The organism is Actinophytocola sp. (assembly GCF_036378875.1).
Taxonomy (GTDB): Bacteria; Actinomycetota; Actinomycetes; order Mycobacteriales; family Pseudonocardiaceae; genus Actinophytocola.
Genome location: NZ_DASUVO010000168.1, coordinates 41,158 through 58,703, shown reverse-complemented (window position 1 = coordinate 58,703; position 17,546 = coordinate 41,158). Strand labels below are relative to the sequence as shown.

Below are 17,546 nucleotides of genomic sequence, written 5' to 3'. Positions count from 1 at the left end.
CGCCCAGTCTCGCACGTCAGAACAGGATGGCGAGTTCGTCGACGTGGTGGGTCGGGGTGCCGAGAAAGAGGTCGGCCTGCGCTGGCCCGTACCCGGCGTTGTAGGTGTCCAGGCGGTAGGACCACTCGTGGTACCCGGAGAACCGGAAGTTGACCTGCCAGCGCAGCCACTCTCCTGGCGCCAACCGGCGAGCCGACGGGCGCCGGTTCCGGCGCGGCGAGCCGTATGGCGTCACCACGAGGTGGACTCGTAGCAGTTCGTCGACCTCCTTGAGGAGCACCCCGGAGTCGAGGCTGGAGGCGGGCAGGTCGCGAGTCGCGAGTCGTGGCTGGAAACCGTCGTGTTCGTGCATGACGGCCTCGTGCAGAAACGGGAGCGGCCTGTTCGGGAGCGGGAACGCGATCGGGGCCGCGTTCCGGCGCGCGGCCTCCTGGCCGCCGCGGGACCGTTTGGTCCACCACGTGCGCACGCACTGAACGGCCACCTCCATGGGGCTGATCCTGCGGCACGGGCCGGCGTCCGCGCCAGCACATTTCCCTGTATTGGTTTAGACCTTGCCGTACGTTCTGGTCTAGACCAAACTGAGGTCGGGAGATCCACGGTGCTCTTCGTTCCCTGCGCGAAGGAGTTCCAACGATGCGTAGATGGCTCACCGGGCTGGCGGCGGCCGGCCTGTTATTAGGCCTGGTCACAGCACCCGCGAGTGCCGCGCCCGGGTTGACCGCCACGTTCACCAAGGTGTCCGACTGGGGCTCGGGCTTCGAGGGCAAGTTCACCGTCACCAACTCGTCCGGCTCGGCGCTGAACGGCTGGACCATCGAGTTCGACCTGCCCGGCGGCTTCTCGATCCCGACGTTCTGGGACGCGCGGCACACCGGCAGCGGCCAGCACCACGTGTTCAGCAACCCGACCTGGGCGCCGACGCTCGCGGCCGGCACGAGCACGACCTTCGGGTTCAACGGGAGTCCTGGCAACTTCTCCGGAATCCAGAACTGCCGCTTCAACGGCGACCCGTGCGACGGCGGCGGTGGCAACCCCGGCGCACCGAGCACGCCGGGCACCCCGTCGGTCACCGGCACGACCGGCTCCTCGATCTCGCTGTCGTGGGGTGGCTCGTCCGGCACCGTCACCGGGTACCGGGTGTACGAGGGCACGAGTGTCCGGGCCACGGTGACCGGCACGTCCACGACGATCAGCGGGCTCGCCGCGTGCACGACCCACACCTACGCGGTCGTGGCGTACAACAGCGCCGGCGAGTCGGGCCGCAGTGCTTCGGTCACCGGCACGACCACGGGCTGCCCGACGGCCGGCGGCCGGGGCGCGCCGTACCTGTACATGGGTTGGGGCGACCCGCCGGCCGTGAGCTCGGTGATGTCGGCGACCGGTGTCCGGTGGTTCACGATGGCGTTCGTGCTGTCCGGTGGCGGCTGCACGCCGGCGTGGGACTCGACCCGGCCGCTGACCGGTGGCGTGGACCAGCAGACGATCAACTCGATCCGCGCGGCCGGCGGTGACATCGTGCCGTCGTTCGGCGGGTGGAGCGGCAACAAGCTGGGCCCGAACTGCTCGACGCCGCAGGCGCTGGCCGGCGCGTACCAGCAGGTGATCAACGCCTACGGCCTCAAGGCGATCGACATCGACATCGAGAACTCGGACGAGTTCGAGAACGAGACCGTGCAGGACCGGATCCTGAACGCGTTGAAGATCGTCAAGCAGAACAACCCCGGCATCCAGACGATCGTCACGTTCGGCACCACGACCAGCGGCCCGAACTTCTTCGGCAACCGCCTGATCGAACGGGCCGGGGCGCTGCAGGCGAACATCGACGTGTTCACGATCATGCCGTTCGACTTCGGCAGCTCGAACATCTACAACGACACCGTCAACGCGTCGGAGGGCTTGAAGAACAAGCTGAAGTCGGTGTTCGGGTGGACGGATGCCCAGGCGTACCAGCACATGGGCATCTCGGGCATGAACGGTCTCTCCGACCAGCAGGAGATGACGTCGGTGGCCACGTGGACACAGATCCGTGACTGGGCCAAGGCACGCGGGCTCGCCCGGCTCGCGTTCTGGTCCGTCAACCGAGACCGCCCTTGTCCGGGAGGCGGCGTGGTGAGCAACTGCAGTGGAATAGCCCAGAACAACTGGGACTTCACGCGCATCACCGCGGGGTTCTAGAAGGGGAGGCAGCGGGGGGCCGCGATCCGGTCCCCCGCTGCCCTTTCGCTGGGTTGGTACGGCTGTTTCGGGATATCCCACGGGTGGAACCTGATCAGCCGCCGGGGGCGACATGACACCGCTATCGTGGATGCGGCGGCAGGCGCGGTGGAAACGCATCACGGTCCTGATGCTGGTCCTGTACGCGGCCGTGGTGCCGCTCAACCTCCTGGTCCGGTTGGCGATGCACGACTGGCAGTGGCATCCGGACGCCCTGAGCAGCAGTTTGATCATGGGTCTGATCGGGCCCGCGCTGGTCCTCGTGCAGGCGTCGATGGCGAAGCGGCCCCGCGACTAGCCGCTACCGCCGGCGACACCGCGGCCGGTACGTACCTGCAGTTCGTCGATCAGCTCGGACGCCTGGGCCTTCGTGAGCCCGCCCGGGACCTCGACGCCGGCCTCCCGAGCCAGCGTGTGCAGGTAGGACTCCTGCGGTCCGGTCATCGGCTCCTCTCCCGTCACCCACTCATCTGGGTCCTTGTCCGGTACCGGAGTGACCACGACTCCTCCTCTCCTCGAACTCTCGTTCGACTTACCCAGCCCTTCCGCTGTCTACACCCCACGAACCGAACGGTTGCAAAGGATCCTTTGCAAGGATACCTTTGCACCGTGACGACTCCTCGTGAGATCTCCGATGTCGACGAGCTGCGGACGCTCGCGCATCCGTTGCGCCAGCGGATCCTGCGGCATCTGGGGCAGCACGGGCCCGCGACGGCCAGCATCCTGGGCAAAGCGCTGGGGGAAAGCAGCGGGGCCACCAGTTATCACCTCCGGATGCTGGCCAGGCACGGCTTCATCGAGGAGGTGCCGGAGCGGGCCCACGGCCGGGAGCGGTGGTGGCGCTCGCCCGCAAAGGACCTGCGCTTTCCTCGGCAGGCACAGGATCCGGAGATCCGCGCCCTCGTCGACCAGCTGAACCAGCTCAAGCTGGCCGCCGACCAGGAACTGTTCGCCAGCTTCCTGGCCAACCGGGCGGAGTTGGGCGAGTGGGCGGACGTGCTGCCGTACTCCCGAGGGTCGCTGCGCCTGACCCTGCCCGAGCTGCACGAGTTCTTCGACGAGTACATGGCGCTGCTCAAGCGCTACCAACGACCGGAGGCGGAAACACCCGCGGACGCCCGGCTCATCGCCGCCCGCTTCTTCGCCTTCCCGGTGCCCGATCGCGGCGACCAACCCTGATTGGTCCGGGGCCGCCGAGCTGCCACTCGACGGCCCCGGAAGGGCGGAAGCCGTAGTACCACGCCGGATTCGGCGTGTCCTCGTACACACAACCTCCGTGGAGAGGAGAGCATCTGTGCTCCCCGAACGCAACTCGCCGTTCCGGCGTGCCCTGAGCATGCTGTTGGCGTTCCTCGCGACACCGTGCCTGATGGTGTTGCTGCCCTTGTCTTCCGCGTCGGCCGCACCGGCCGGACTGATCGAAGAGGACATCACGTTCACCAGCGGCGAGCTGGCCCTGCACGGCACGGTCATCGCGCCGGCGACCGCCTCGAGCACACGCCGGCCGGGCATGGTGATGGTGCACGGTTCCGGCCGCGTCACGCGGGAGGGCTACCGCGAGGAGGCGGAAGCCTTCGCGCGTTCCGGCATCGTGACGCTGATCTACGACAAGCGGCGCCCGCCGTCCAAACTCGACCTCGACTTCTCCTTGCTGGCGGACGACGCGCTCGCCGGGCTCCGGGCACTGGGCTCCCGCCCGGACGTCGACCCCGCCATGACCGGGCTCTGGGGTGTCAGCGAGGGCGGCTGGGTCGCGCCGCTGGCGGCGTCGCGGTCCGCCGACGTGGCCTTCGTGGTGATCGTCGGCGGGCCCGGGGTTTCGCCAGAACGGCAACAGTCGTGGAACCTCGTCAACCGTCTCGCCGCCGCCGGGGTGTCCGGCTCCCTGCGGGACACCGTCTCGCGCACCACGCTGGGCCTGCTTGTCGGCGCTGGCATGTTTCCCGAGTCCGGGTACGACCCGGTGCCGGTGCTGACACGGGTCAACCAGCCGGTTCTCGGGCTGTGGGGAGAGCTCGACCGGGTGATCCCGGGAGCCGAGAGCATGCGCGTCTTCCAGGAGTCGTTCGACCGAGGCGGCAACGACCACTACACGTTGCGGGCCATCCCGGGCGCCGATCACACGATGCGCGTGTCACCGGACGGTTTTGTCCGGCGAGACGAGATCTCGCCGGACTATCTGGAGCAGGTGGGTTCCTGGGTCTCCGGCCTCGCAGCGGGACCGCCGGCCGCCAGCATCGGCCAACCGTCGCAACAGGACCGTCACAGTGAGCCGGTCGAGGCCGGGTCGCCCTGGGTGCAGGTGGCCGCGGTCGCCGTGCTCCTGCTGGCGTTCGCGGGTTACGGCGTGAGCGCGGTGGTCCGGCGACTGCGCGGGCATCGCGACGCGCCACCGGCCCGGCGACCGGCACGCTGGCTGGCAACAACAGGACTGTTGAGCGTGCTGGGACTGTTCGGTTACCTAGGCTATCTGGCGTCCACAGGAGCGAAAAGCATTGGCGTGGTGGTGCTGGGCCGACCGGTGCCGTGGCTCGTGCTGCAGCTCCTGGCACTCGGCGTAGTTGCCGCCACCGTGACCACGATCGTGGTGTCCTGGCGAGCAAGGACCGAACTGTCCACAGTCCACCGGACACGTCTCGGGCTGCTCCTCGCCGGGGGCGCGGTGTTCGTGCCGTGGGCCCTGAACTGGGGTCTGCTCCTGCCGTAGTGCTTTCCGGTCCGGAAGATCCCGGACATGACGTGAAGGAGGTTCGTACATGGGGAAACGGCGTGTGTTTTCCGCATTGACACTATCCGCCGCCGTGGTGGCGTCCCTGGTCACGGCTGCTCAGCCAGCCGTGGCGGCGCCGGCAACACCCCCGTCGCTCTCGGACTTCCAGCTGGTGCCGACCAACACCTTGCTTCCCGCGGTCGTCAGCCGGCTGGACGAGCAGCTGCCCAAACTGGGCGTGCAGAACATCCTTCTGCAGGCGAACCGGGACGACGCCCCGAAGGGCGCCGCCTGCACCTCGTCGGCGTTGAGCACCATGACCCTGCCGGTGCTGCGGAAGTTCTGTTTCACCGACGGGGACCGGGACACCGAGGAGTGGTTCCCGCAGGGCGTCACCACGGTCGCCGACGCGCAGGCGGACCAGTGGTGGGGTGAGAAGCAGGCCATCCTGGTCAGTTGGTACGACAAACAGACCGATCCGGTCAAGGGTGTGCGGGTGTCGTTCCTGGACGTCGCCACCGGTAACTACCAGCACGTCCTGCTGGTCTACCCGTACATGAACGTCAACGACAACCCGTCCTACGAGCCGGTCACCACGCCGCAGAAGGGGACTGGCGGCAGCGTCCATGCCGGCGGAATCGTCTGGTACGGCAACTTCCTGTACGTGGTCGACACCGTGCGCGGCATCCGGGTGTTCGACATGCGCTACATCTTCGACATCAAGTCCGCCTCCAACGGTGACGTCGAGGACTCCGGCAAGATCGGCAGGCAGAACAACAAGTACTACAGCTACGGCTACCGCTATGTCATGCCGCAGATCTACGGCTACTCGAACCCGGACGGCCTGGCCGATTTCCCACCCGACCACAAGTGCAACGCCGCTGGGCCGCAGAAGTTCTCCTACGTGGGGCTGGATCGCAGCACGACGCCGAACACGCTGGTCACCGGCGAGTACTGCGCCGACCAGAACGACCCGAACCTCAACGGCCGAGTGGCGCGCTGGCCGATGAACGACGAGACCGGGCTGCCGGGCACGGACGGGACCTGGAAGGCGACCAGCGCCTACCGGCTGCCCAAGCCAAAGGTGCAGGGACTGGTCTCGACCAATAATCGCTGGTACATGCACAGCACCGGCGGCGGGGACACCGGTCCAGGGCACCTCCAGGTCGCGGTTCCCTCCGGCGGCGGGAGCACGGGTGTACTGACCAACGACAGCGACGAGTTCAATGTCGCGATCGGCGTCGAGGACCTGTCGTACTGGCCTGCCACCCAGGAGCTCTGGACGGTGACCGAGCACAAGGGCAAGCGCATCATCTACAGCACGTATCGCCCCTGAGTGACACGGGCCGTCCTCGATGAGCTTCGATCGAGGACGGCCCGTGAACCATGAACCGGCGTCCCGCCAATAGGTGGATGGAGACACCTACGAAAGGACGCCACGTGCGAATACGGGCATCAGCCTGCGTACTGACGGTTCTGGCCAGCCTTGTCGTCTCGGCCGCGCCAGCAACGGCAGCCCCGCCGACGGAAGCCGCGCCGGCGGGTAGACAGGTCACGCTGATCACCGGAGATGTCGTCACCGAGGACATCGGCATCACCCCGGCGCCGCGGGAGCGTCCGGTCCCCTTCACGAGGATGACCCTCGACGGCGACGAGTACGTGATCCCGGGCGACGCCGAACCGCTGGTCGCGAGCGGTCAGCTCGACCGGGAGCTGTTCAACGTCACCGGTTTGCTGAGGCAGCGGTACGACGACGCACACACCGACTCGACGCCCCTGCTCGTCCAGCAAAGGGCCGGGCTCCGAGCCGAGCGGACGTTCGACATGCTCGGTCTGGCCTCGGTGCAGGCGCCGAAGAAAGGCAAGGACTGGCGGGAGCTGACCGCGAGCGGCGGCAAAGTCTGGCTCAACGCCAAGCTTTCCGCGTCACTGGATGTCAGCGTGCCGCAGATCGGCGCGCCCGCCGCCTGGGAGGCCGGTTTCACCGGCGAAGGTGTGACGGTCGCCGTGCTGGACAGTGGGGTGGACGCCGATCACCCCGATCTGGCCGGAAAAGTGGCCACCAGCAAGAACTTCTCCGCCAGCCCCGACACCGACGACCGGGCCGGCCACGGCACACACGTGGCCTCCACCATCGCCAGCGGCGACACCAGGTATCGCGGGGTCGCACCCGGCGCGAAGCTCGCGATCGGCAAGGTCCTCGACGACGACGGCTACGGCCAGTGGGACGACATCATCGCGGGCATGCGGTGGGCGGCGGCCGAACAGAAGGCCGACGTCGTCAACATGAGCCTCGGCGGGAACATGGAGAGCGACGGCACCGATCCCGTTTCTCAGGCGGTGAACGAACTTTCCGCGGCCTACGGGACGTTGTTCGTGGTCGCGGCGGGGAACGAAGGCACGCGCGGCAAGATCAGTATGCCGGCCGCCGCGGACGCGGCGCTCACGGTCGCCAGCACAACCAAGGCCGGCGCGGTCTCCGAATTCTCCACCCGGGGTCCGCGACCGAAGGATGCCGCGATGAAGCCGGAGATCGCGGCACCTGGCAGCGACATCGTCGCCGCACAGGCAGGCGGCACGCACGTCAGCATGTCCGGCACGTCGATGGCGTCGCCCCACATCGCCGGAGCCGCGGCGATCCTCGCCGGGCAGCACCCGGACTGGACCGGCGACCAGATCAAGGCCGCGCTGGTGTCCACCGCCGCCCCGATCGGAGCCGGGGCGTATGAGGTCGGCAGCGGCCGAGCGGATCTCGCGCACGCCGTGTCGTCGACCGTCCTGGTGTCCCCGGCGGCGGTGAGCGCGAACCTGAAGTGGCCGAACACCAAGCCACGCAAGGACATCGTGACCTATCGGAACACCGGCACGAGCCCGGTCACACTGTCCCTGACGCTGGACCTACCCGGCGCGCCAGGCGGTTTGGCCACGCTGTCCGCCAACACGGTGACCATCGCGCCCGGTGGGCAGGGGTCGGTGACGATCACCACGAAGCCGAGGTCGGGACAGCCCGGCCAGTACGGTGGCGTGCTCACCGCGACAGCGGCTGACGGGCGGACCAGCCGCACGCCGGTGTCGGTCCAGGACGAGGTCGAGTCCTACGACCTCGGTGTCGCCGTGCTCGACCGGGACGGCAAGCCGGTGACGGACTACGGGCTCGCCCTGGTGGACCAGGCGACCACCGAGCGGTTGTTCACGGCGCCAGGCGCCACTTATCGGCTGCCGAGGAGCAAGTACACGGCGTGGGTGTCCTTCGCGGGCGCCGACGGCGAGGCGATCGTGCTGGCCCATCCGGTGGTGGACCTGAAACGCAACACCACGATCAGGTTCGACGCGCGGCAGGCACGGCGGGTGTCCGCGCAGGTGGACCGGCCGGAGGTGCGGGCCGGCATCGGACAGGTCCTCGTGTCCATGCAGAACCCCGGTGAGGCCGACCGGGTCGGCATGGTCCTCCCGTTCGATCCGCAGTTCACCCAGGTGTACGCCGCCTCGACACCCGGCGTGACGTCCCCTTCCTTCCACTTCTCCAACTCCTACCGGCTGGAAGAGCCGTACATGGAGATGTTCACCGAAACGGCGCCACGCGTCGAGATCCCCATAGGCTGGTGGGACACCCAACCGTCGCCCGGCACCCGCCGGGAACACGTCGTGGACGGCGGACGCGGCACCCCGGACGATCTGTCCGGAGTGGACACCACCGGCAAGATGGTCGTCATCCAGGTGAGCAAAGAGGACGAGGACATCGACCAGCGAATCGCGAACGTGGCGGCCTCCGGGGCGGCCTCGGCGGTGGTCAGCGTCCAGTCGTCGGGGAAACGCCACCAGCGCAACGGTTTTCCCGCGCTGTACGTCCCTTCCGACTATGTCGGCCGGCTTCTGGACGTGGCCAAGGCCGGCGGTGAGGTCACCTGGACCTCACGGGAAGGCGGGAAGGAACGCTACGAGCTGGCCTTCCCCGCCGACGGCAAGATCCCCGCGGAAGTCGCACACTCCGTCCGCACAGCGGACCTCGCGGCCGTACGGACCCGCTACTACGGACAGACCACGGACGCGCCACCGCGCGTCGGCGCCTCCTACGTCACCGCTTACTCGAGCATCGGGGTGGGGTTCCACGTCCCGGTCCGACCGAGCCAGGAACGTGTCGAGTACTTCACGCCGGGCACCTGGAACCTGAACGTCGGAACCGCCCAAGACTTCCGCAGGCAGCAGGTGACACTGGCGGCGGGGAGCGAGACACGGGTGTCGTGGAACCGCGCGGTGCTCAGCCCGGGATTCACCGGCACGACGACGAGCTCACTCGGCGAGAACCACCCGTGGGCTTACCGCAGACAGGAAATAGTGGACGTGACCGTGCCGTTCTTCACCGACGCCGACGGTCACGCCATGGCGCCGGAGCTGGAAGAGACCAGCTCGGGCACCACTTCGCTCTACCAGAGCGGCAAACTCCTCGGCACACAGCACCTGGCCGGGAAGGGCACGTTCTGGGTCGGCCAGAACACCCACGACTACCGGTTCGTGACCGAGGTGACGAGGGACGCCGCATGGTGGCCGCTGTCCACAAAGATCAGTGCGGAGTGGACGTTCCGGTCCGGGTTCATCCAGGGCCCGTTCAACAGCCCGTTGCCGTTGCTGTCGGTTCGCGCCGAACCACCGGTGGACATCACCAACCGAGCACCGGCCGGTCCGGTGTCCGTGCCGGTCACGGTCACCAGGCAGGACGGACCGGCGACGATCAACACCGTGGCACTGGAGTACTCCACGGACGACGGCACCACCTGGCGACAGGCGGCGGTCACCCGTGACGGCGACCGCTGGCTGGCCCAGCTCGACAACCCGGCCGACGGGTTCGTCTCGCTACGCACCAAGGCCACCGACACGGAAGGGAACACGGCCGACGTGACCGTGATCCGCGCGTACCAGGTGGGCTGACAGCAGTGGGGGGCGAGCATCCTCGCCCCCCACTCACATCACCGCTGTCACCAGCTCCTTGCTCAACGCCTTGAGCACCTTCGGCACGTTGTTGACGCACAGGGCGTCCACGCCGACGTCGAGCAGCTCCTGGGCGAACTTCACCGTGGGGCACCAGGCCAGGAACTCCCGGCCGCTCGCGTGCACGGTGTCGACCACGTACTCCAGCGGCCGGTGCAGCTCGACCGGCTCGCGTTCGTTCGGCCGCAGCGACCCCCAGTGCGGGGCGAGCACCTGGACGTCCAGGTGCCCGGCCATGGCGACGGCCTGACCGATCGGGAACTCGACCCACGTCAGCAGCGCTCGGGGCACGGCGGGCGCCAACTCCTTGGCGATGTCCAGCGCCCCCGCGTCGAACGAGCTGATCAGCGTCGGCCGCCGGCGTGCCTCGCGGCGTGCGACGCCGGCCAGCTTGGCCATGGTCGTCTCGGCGCGGCCGCGGACCGCGTCCTCCATCGAGGTCTTCACGTCGAAGTCGACGCCCACCCCGGTGGGCAGCGCCTCCAACAGCGAAGCGAGGTCCAGCGCCCCGTCACCGGTGGCCTCGGTACCCGTGATGTCCGCGTAGAACACCCCGTCCGAGTTCGCCGGGTTGTGCGCGACGACCAGGCGGTCGTCCGACGTGCGCCGGACGTCCACCTCCACCCAGTCGATGCCGAGCGCGGCAGCGGCGAGAAACGACTCGAGCGTGTTCTCGTAGATACCGGCGACGGTCCCTCGACCAAGGCCACGATGCCCCAGGAGCGCGGGTCCTGGGCCAAACACTCTGCCGTTCATAGCGCGCCGTCATCGACGCGCCTGCCGACAGCTCAGGCGGCCGAGGTGACGGTCCTGCCCACCTCCACATTGGCACGTTCGAGGTCTCCGGCGAAGTCCACCTCCACGACGAAGAACTCGGAGATGGACAGCGCCAGCACCGGCATGCCGGCCGTCTCGATCGCGGACTCGATGCCGCGCTCGAAGTAGTCGGTGTCGGTGCAGCCCTCCAGGTGCTCGACCAGCGTCGCCCTGTCGGCCGACGCGATGTAGTTGATGCCGACGGCCTCACCGAAGCCGCCTACAACTGATTTTGACAGCTTTTCGATGAGTCCGTCGGAGGACGCGGTGTACTTCACTTCTTCTTCACCGCACGCTTCCGTGTTGACACACACGAAGCTGCGGTCCTCGGCGACGGCCGAAGCCACCCGGTCCAGCAGCTTCGGGTCGAACACGACATCGCCGTTGAGCCACAGCACACCGCCAGGCGGCACCAGCCGCAACGCCTTGAGCAGGCTCTTTGAGGTGTTCGTGTGCTCGTAGCGCTCGTTGTAGACGAACCGGGCCTCCGGCGCGTGCCGCATGACCTCCTCGGCGTGGAAGCCGACGACGATGGTCACGGCGGGGTCGGTCAGACCAGTGCTGAGGTTGTCCAACTGCTGGCGCATGATGCTGCGGCCGTCGGCCAACGGGGTCAGCGGCTTGGGATGGGGCATGCCCAGGCGGGTGCCCATCCCAGCGGCCAGGATCACGACGTTCATGCGGGCACCTCCACGGGAGAAACGGACAAATGGGCGTCCCGGGAACGCACCGCGTCGTTGATCGCGGCGAGAAAACGGGCCGTGCTCTCCCCCGGTGCGAGGTCGCCGAAGTACAGCTCACGCACGGCGGCGCGGGCCTGGAGGTACTCGTCGTGGTCGAGGCGGGCGGTGAGCGTCTCGGTGAGCGTCTCGATCGTGACCGTGTCGATCACGTCGGCGCAGCGGCTGATCGGGGCGTCGGTGTGCAGGCGCTCCCGGTCGGCGTAACGGTCTGCGATGAACATCGGCTGATGCGGACGCAGGTAGAGGAAGTCGAGACCGACCGACGAGACGTCGGTGATCATCAGGTCACACGCGGGGAACACGGCGAGGATGTCCCCCTGCTCCTGGACGACGTGCCCCTCGCCGCGGGAGAGCCGCCGGACGATCTCCCGGTGCGCCGAGGCGATGGCCGGCAACGGGCTCACCGCGACCCTCGGGTGCGGCTTGTAGACGACCCGAACGTTCGGCACGGCCAGCGCCTTCTCCACGATGGCCAGCCCGAACACGTCGACGGACGTGTAGTTGTTCGAGGCGTTCTCCCCTTCCCAGGTCGGCGCGTAGAGGACCGTCCTCTGTGTACTGGGCGCCAGGACGGGGGCGGGCCGAAGGTCGAGCTGGGGCCTGCCGACCGGCACGAGCTTGGCCTCGTCGAACTCCATGAGCGCCGCGCGGTGCCGCCGGCGCGCGGCCTCACCGGCGATGAACACCCGGTCGTACGCCTTGACCTGGTTGGAGACCATGCAGATCTTGTCGCTCTCCCCGTGGTTGACGTGCACGTGGAGCATCTGGCGCTGCATGAGCGAGTGGAAGTTGTGCACGGAGTTGTTCACGTACACGGCGACCTTGAAGTCACTGGACTCGTAGAGCTGCACGAGATCGGGGAAGGCGGGCGCGCAGACCGTGTGCAGGTGCGTCGACTCCACCAGCTCCGCGTAGGTCTTCCGGTTCCGGGTGATGATCGTGACCGGATGCTCACGATCAAGCCGCTCCAGCACCGGGAGCCACTGTTTCAGCTGGTACAGCTTCCGCGGGTCATCGGCGAAATAGACGGCGACAGTCCCGGGGACAGGCGTGCCCGGCTCGTAGCCGGCAGGCAGGGGGCCCTTGGGGGTGTCAAGGAGACGACGGACATCACCGGTCTCCTTCTTTTTGCGGATGCCGAACAAGCCCACAGGCATGACTCCAGTAGGTGCGAAAGCGATGGGGTGGCCGAGATGGGTACGGCCGCCCACATCATCGCTGTTGAGACACCCTTTGGCCAAGTCCCTGACCAGCCCATGAAACCCATTGTTCACGAACCGTTGCGTGGGTCCCCCGCTCGCCGCCACGCCTCGACGTGGTCAGACCGCACGTCGGGACGCCGAACTTCGGGACGACAGCCATGCCTTGAACGGCGTCATCGAGACGTGCGACGTCACCGACGCACCTAATAGGACAGTGCGGGCCCGTCCTTCATCGCACCGCGGGAGACCTCATGCGCTCATCTGCGACGGTGCGGTGAAGCCCCACTGCCTGCGGACCGAGGTGTAGCGGAGGACGATCAGCCTGGCGATGGCGGGGTGGACGCCGAGCGGGGCGGCGACGACACGCGCGCCGCTGTCCATGGCACGCCGGTGGAAGAGGCCGGGCGCGAGGAACCAGCTGGCGACGGCGGTGTCCTTCGTGAGCACGTCGTCGAGCGCGGGTTGGCTGGTCGCGACGAAGCCGACGCGGTCGGTGCCGAGTCGGCGGGCCGCGGCGCGGACCTCCTCGCGTGCGTGCGGGTCGCTCGACCCCGAGGCGGCGAGCACGACCGGCTGGCCGGGGCGCCAGCCGGCTTCGAGCAGGCGTTGGCGGGCGACCGGGACGAGGTCGGCGCCGAGGTGTGGGGTGAGCACGGCCGGCGTGCCGGCGGCCCGGATCTGCTCAGGGATGTCGATCTGGACGTGGTAGCCGGCGGCGAGGAAGGCGGGCACCACGACGGCGGGCCCGTCACACTCGCGGAGCACGGTCGTCACGTCGGGTTGGTGCACGTCGGCGTAGGCGACCCGGACGTCGGGCACCCACTCCCGCACCAGGTCGGCGAGCGCTTCGACGGTGTCGGCGCCGGCGGGGTCACGTGTGCCGTGCGCGACGAGGACGAGGGCAGGCTTCACGATTCGTCCACCGTCAGGCAGTAGCCGCGCTTCACGACCGTGGTCACCAGGCCGGGCACCCCCAGCGCCGCGCGAAGGCGGCCCACCGCGGTCTCCACCGCATGAACGTCCACTGTGTCCTCTCGGCCGGAGTGTTTCCGCAGCACACCCGCCAGCACCCGGCGGGACAGCACCCGGCCCGGGTCCGTGGCCAACGCCCGCAGGACGGCCATCGGGGCCGGTGGCACCGGGCGCAGCTCGTCGTCGACCAGTACCGCCTGGCCGCGTAGCTCCAGCGTCCGGCCACTCGCGTGCACGCGGGTCGCGCGGGCCGGCAGCGCCACCGCCAGCTCTCGCACCAGCGCGCCGATCCTGGCCCGTGCCGGCTGGATCACCGGCACCCCGACCGGCACGAGCGGACGGGCCGTGATCGGGCCGACACACACCACCAACACCTGGTACCGCAGGGCGTCCAGCACCTCGTTGAGACGCCCGGACGCCTCAGCCGTGCGCAACACGGACGCCGCCGCCGGGGCGCTCGTGAACGTCAGCGCGTCCAGCTGGCCCGCCAGCAACGCGTCGAGCAGGCGGTTCAGCGGCGCCGGGTCCGCGGGCCCGGTCCACCGGTACACCGGCACCTCGACGACCTCTGCGCCGGCGGCCCGCAGCGTCTCGACGAAGTCCAGCAGTGGCTCGCCGTGCAGCTGCACGGCGATGCGCTTGCCGGTCACCCCTGTCTCCAGCAGGTGTTCGAGCAGTTCAGCGCTGGCCTCCGACGCCGGGGACCAGGCCTCCACGAGCCCGGCCGCCCGCACCGCGCCCTTCGCCTTCGGGCCGCGGGTCAGCATGGTCGCCTTGTTCAGCGCGGTCAGCAGGTGGTCCCCGAGTCCCCAGCCCTCGGCGGCCTCGATCCAGCCGCGGAAGCCGATGCCGGTCGTGGCGACCACGACGTCGGCGGGGGTGTCGATCAACGCCTTGGTCTGGCGCAGCAGCACCGTGTCGTCGGTCAGCGGGATGATCCGGATCGCCGGCCCGTACTGGACGGACGCGCCGCGCCGCTCCAGCAGCGCGCCGAGCTCGTCCGCGCGCCGGGCCGCGGTCACGCCCACCGTGTAGCCGGCCAGCGGCTCGGTACTCGGGGCTGTCACGGCCGGCCGACCAGGATCGTGCCGTCCTCGACCCGCACCGGGTACACGGTCACCGTGACGGTCGGGTCGTCGACGCACGCTCCGGTGAGCAGGTCGAAGTGCTGTTTGTGCATGGGGGACGCCACCACCGGCACGCCGCCGAGGTCACCGACGATGCCCCGGGACAGCACCGCCGCCCCGCTGAACGGGTCGACGTTCGAGATGGCGTGGATCTCGTCCTCCGACGTGCGGAAGATCGCCACCTGCTCGTCGCCATCCAGCAGCGCCGCGGCGCCCCGGTTGGGGATGAGGTCGGCGACCGTGCACACGGGCGTCCAGACTTCCAGCGCGGTCACCGGCTCACCGCCACCGGCATGCCGAGCGGAACCGGCTGACCGCGCTCCTCGCGGAACGAGATCGTCGGGTCCGGGGTGCCCGGCGCGTTGACGAACGACCGGAACCGGGCCAGCTTGGCGGGGTCGTTCAGCACGCCGGCCCACTCGTCCGAGTAGGACTCCACGTGCTTGGCCATCGCCGCGTCCAGATCCTCACAGATGCCCAACTTGTCGTCCACGATCACCTCCCGCAGGTGCTCGATGCCGCCGTCGAGTGACTCGATCCACGCTGCCGTGCGCTGCAACCGGTCGGCGGTGCGCACGTAGAACATCAGGAACCGGTCGATGACGCGGAACAGTGTCTCGGTGTCCACGTCGGACACGAACAGATCCGCATGTCGAGGTTTGAACCCGCCGTTGCCTCCGACGTACAGGTTCCAGCCATGCTCCGTTGCGATGACCCCGAAGTCCTTGCTGCGTGCTTCAGCGCACTCCCGGGCACAGCCCGACACCGCCGACTTGAGTTTGTGCGGCGCTCGCAACCCACGGTAACGCAGCTCCAGCTCGATGGCGAGACGCACCGAGTCCTGAACCCCGTACCGGCACCAGGTGTCACCGACACAGGACTTGACGGTGCGTAGTGCCTTGCCGTAGGCGTGGCCGGACTCGAAGCCGGCGTCCACGAGCCGCTTCCAGATCAGCGGCAGCTGGTCGACGGTCGCGCCGAACAGGTCGATCCGCTGCCCGCCGGTGATCTTGGTGTACAGGCCGAAGTCCTGCGCGACCCGCCCGATCACGATCAGCTTCTCCGGGGTGATCTCGCCGCCGGGGATGCGCGGCACCACCGAGTAGGTGCCGTTGCGCTGCATGTTCGCGAGGAAGTGGTCGTTGGTGTCCTGCAGGGTGGCCTGCTCACCCTCGAGGATGTGCCCGTTACCCAGCGAAGCCAGCATCGACGCGACCGCGGGCTTGCAGATGTCACAGCCCCGGCCGGTGCCGTACCGGCTGATCAGCTCGCTGAACGTGTGGATCCCGGTCGAGCGCACGATCTCGAACAGGTCGGAGCGCTTCTGCGGGAAGTGCTCACAGAGCGCGTTCGACTGCTCGACGCCGGCCGCCGACAGCAGCTGCTTGAGCATCGGGATGCACGAGCCGCACGTCGTGCCCGCCTTGGTGCACGTCTTGAGCGACGCCACGTCGGTGCAGCCCTCGGTGATCGCGCCGTTGATCGCGCCCTTCGTGACCGCGTTGCATGAGCAGACCTGCGCCTCGTCCGGCAGCGCGCCGACACCGACCGCGACGCCACCGCTCGGAGCGATCATGGCGGCCGGGTCGCCAGGGAGGTCCCGGCCGACGAGCGGGCGCAGCAGCGGGTACTGGGCCGCGTCGCCGACGAGGACACCGCCGAGCAGCGTCTTCGCGTCGTCGGACACCACGAGCTTCTTGTAGGTGCCGGCGACCGCGTCGTTGAACACGACCTCGAGTGCGCCCTCGGTCTTCGCGTGCGCGTCGCCGAAGCTCGCCACGTCCACGCCGAGCAGCTTGAGCTTGGTCGACAGGTCACCGCTCTCGAACGTCGACTGTCCACCGAGGAGCCGGTCGGCGACCACCTCGGCCATCGCGTTGCCCGGCGCGACCAGCCCGTACACCATGCCGTTCACGCAGGCGCACTCGCCGATCGCGTAGATGTCCGGGTCGCTCGTGAGGCAGTCCGGGCCGACGGCGATGCCGCCGCGCTCCCCGACCGCCAGCCCGGACTCGCGTGCCAGCTGGTCGCGGGGCCGGACACCGGCCGAGAACACCACGAGGTCGACGTCCAGCTCGGTGCCGTTGCCGAGCTTCGCGAGCAGCCGGCCGCGGTCGGACTCGATGGACTGCGTGCCGGTGCCGGGATGCACGGTCACGTCCAGCTTCTCGATCAGCTGGCGCAGCAGCCCGCCGCCACCGTCGTCGACCTGCAGCGGCATGAGCCGCGGCGCCAGCTCGACGACGTGCGGCGAGAGTCCCATGTCCCGCAACGCCTTCGCGGCCTCCAGCCCGAGCAGCCCGCCGCCGACCACGAGCGCCGAGCGGCGACCACGCACCGCCTTCTCGGCGTCGGCCCGGATCGCGTCCAGATCCTCGATGGTCCGGTACACATGGCAGCCAGGCAGGTCGTGGCCGGGCACCGGTGGCACGAACGGGTACGAGCCGGTGGCGAGCACGAGCGCGTCGTACTCCACTGTGGACCCGCTGCCCGTGTGCACCTTCCGCGCGGTGCGGTCGATCGCGACGACCGGGTCACCCAGGTGCAGGGTGACCAGGTCATCGCCCTCGTAGGTGGCGCCGTCGAGCTGCAGTGCCATGGGATCCCACGTGTCCACGTAGGACGTGAGCGCCACCCGGTCGTAAGCGGGACGGGACTCCTCGGCGAACACCTCGATTCGCCACTCGCCGATGACGTCCTTGTCCCGCAGGGCTTCCACGAGCCGGTGCCCGACAGGACCGTTACCAGCAACTACGAGTGTTCTCGACATACA

15 protein-coding genes are annotated in these 17,546 nt (G+C 68.8%); 6 read left to right on the top strand and 9 right to left on the bottom strand.

All coding sequences use genetic code 11. The features are described 5' to 3' along the window. Positions 1–16: 16 nt before the first annotated feature. Positions 17–490 carry a hypothetical protein gene (locus tag VF106_RS46415; RefSeq protein WP_330846487.1) on the bottom strand — a complete coding sequence of 158 codons (474 nt, stop codon included), beginning with the start codon at positions 488–490 and terminating at the stop codon, positions 17–19. 146 nt (positions 491–636) lie between these two features. Between VF106_RS46415 and VF106_RS46410 the strand changes: the two genes are divergently transcribed. Next, on the top strand, positions 637–2,178 hold the full coding sequence (locus tag VF106_RS46410; protein ID WP_330846486.1) for a cellulose binding domain-containing protein: 1,542 nt from the start codon (positions 637–639) through the stop codon (positions 2,176–2,178). Positions 2,179–2,290: 112 nt separating this feature from the next. Then, positions 2,291–2,515 (top strand): hypothetical protein, encoded by a 225-nt coding sequence (locus VF106_RS46405; protein WP_330846485.1) that lies wholly within the window; start codon positions 2,291–2,293, stop codon positions 2,513–2,515. Here VF106_RS46405 and VF106_RS46400 read toward each other — a convergent pair. Continuing rightward, positions 2,512–2,718 (bottom strand): DUF3072 domain-containing protein, encoded by a 207-nt coding sequence (locus tag VF106_RS46400; RefSeq protein WP_330846484.1) that lies wholly within the window; start codon positions 2,716–2,718, stop codon positions 2,512–2,514. The two genes, VF106_RS46405 and VF106_RS46400, sit on opposite strands and share 4 nt — an antisense overlap. A 108-nt stretch (positions 2,719–2,826) precedes the next feature. Here VF106_RS46400 and VF106_RS46395 point away from each other — a divergent pair, with 108 nt between their 5' ends. The 4 genes from VF106_RS46395 to VF106_RS46380 all read left to right on the top strand — a co-directional run bounded on the left by VF106_RS46395 (position 2,827) and on the right by VF106_RS46380 (position 9,853). Next, positions 2,827–3,396, top strand: coding sequence for an ArsR/SmtB family transcription factor (locus tag VF106_RS46395; protein ID WP_330846483.1), 570 nt, complete (start codon positions 2,827–2,829; stop codon positions 3,394–3,396). Positions 3,397–3,511: 115 nt separating this feature from the next. Continuing rightward, entirely contained in the window at positions 3,512–4,924 is a 1,413-nt protein-coding gene (locus VF106_RS46390; protein WP_330846482.1) for an alpha/beta hydrolase family protein, read from the top strand. Between the two features lie 94 nt (positions 4,925–5,018). Beyond that, positions 5,019–6,263: a hypothetical protein gene (locus tag VF106_RS46385; protein WP_330846481.1), complete on the top strand. Its 1,245-nt coding sequence runs from the start codon at positions 5,019–5,021 to the stop codon at positions 6,261–6,263. 104 nt (positions 6,264–6,367) lie between these two features. Then, on the top strand, positions 6,368–9,853 hold the full coding sequence (locus VF106_RS46380; protein WP_330846480.1) for a S8 family peptidase: 3,486 nt from the start codon (positions 6,368–6,370) through the stop codon (positions 9,851–9,853). Between the two features lie 33 nt (positions 9,854–9,886). On the opposite strand, the gene VF106_RS46375 is transcribed toward VF106_RS46380, so the two are convergent. The 7 genes from VF106_RS46375 to nirB all read right to left on the bottom strand — a co-directional run bounded on the left by VF106_RS46375 (position 9,887) and on the right by nirB (position 17,543). Beyond that, a complete protein-coding gene (locus tag VF106_RS46375; RefSeq protein WP_330846479.1) occupies positions 9,887–10,657 on the bottom strand; it encodes a glycerophosphodiester phosphodiesterase in 771 nt (256 codons plus the stop codon). Positions 10,658–10,701: 44 nt separating this feature from the next. Beyond that, on the bottom strand, positions 10,702–11,409 hold the full coding sequence (locus VF106_RS46370; RefSeq protein ID WP_330846478.1) for a phosphocholine cytidylyltransferase family protein: 708 nt from the start codon (positions 11,407–11,409) through the stop codon (positions 10,702–10,704). Next, entirely contained in the window at positions 11,406–12,629 is a 1,224-nt protein-coding gene (locus VF106_RS46365; RefSeq protein ID WP_330846477.1) for a CDP-glycerol glycerophosphotransferase family protein, read from the bottom strand. Before VF106_RS46365 ends, VF106_RS46370 begins: the two co-directional genes overlap by 4 nt. 294 nt (positions 12,630–12,923) lie before the next feature. Further along, positions 12,924–13,586 (bottom strand): sirohydrochlorin chelatase, encoded by a 663-nt coding sequence (locus VF106_RS46360; RefSeq protein WP_330846476.1) that lies wholly within the window; start codon positions 13,584–13,586, stop codon positions 12,924–12,926. Continuing rightward, entirely contained in the window at positions 13,583–14,713 is a 1,131-nt protein-coding gene (locus VF106_RS46355) for a uroporphyrinogen-III synthase (RefSeq protein WP_330846475.1), read from the bottom strand. Before VF106_RS46355 ends, VF106_RS46360 begins: the two co-directional genes overlap by 4 nt. Next, positions 14,710–15,048: a nitrite reductase small subunit NirD gene (nirD, locus tag VF106_RS46350; RefSeq protein WP_330846474.1), complete on the bottom strand. Its 339-nt coding sequence runs from the start codon at positions 15,046–15,048 to the stop codon at positions 14,710–14,712. Before nirD ends, VF106_RS46355 begins: the two co-directional genes overlap by 4 nt. Beyond that, complete coding sequence (gene nirB / locus VF106_RS46345; protein WP_330846473.1) at positions 15,045–17,543, bottom strand: nitrite reductase large subunit NirB; 2,499 nt, start codon at positions 17,541–17,543, stop codon at positions 15,045–15,047. Before nirB ends, nirD begins: the two co-directional genes overlap by 4 nt. Positions 17,544–17,546: the final 3 nt, after the last annotated feature.

Excerpts from the sequence above, each read along its gene's own strand:
- VF106_RS46365 (WP_330846477.1), bottom strand. The coding sequence starts at position 12,629 with ATGCCTGTGGGCTTGTTCGGCATCCGCAAAAAGAAGGAGACCGGTGAT.
- VF106_RS46405 (WP_330846485.1), top strand. The coding sequence starts at position 2,291 with ATGACACCGCTATCGTGGATGCGGCGGCAGGCGCGGTGGAAACGCATC.
- VF106_RS46415 (WP_330846487.1), bottom strand. The coding sequence starts at position 490 with ATGGAGGTGGCCGTTCAGTGCGTGCGCACGTGGTGGACCAAACGGTCC.
- VF106_RS46370 (WP_330846478.1), bottom strand. The coding sequence starts at position 11,409 with ATGAACGTCGTGATCCTGGCCGCTGGGATGGGCACCCGCCTGGGCATG.
- nirB (WP_330846473.1), bottom strand. The coding sequence starts at position 17,543 with ATGTCGAGAACACTCGTAGTTGCTGGTAACGGTCCTGTCGGGCACCGG.
- VF106_RS46410 (WP_330846486.1), top strand. The coding sequence starts at position 637 with ATGCGTAGATGGCTCACCGGGCTGGCGGCGGCCGGCCTGTTATTAGGC.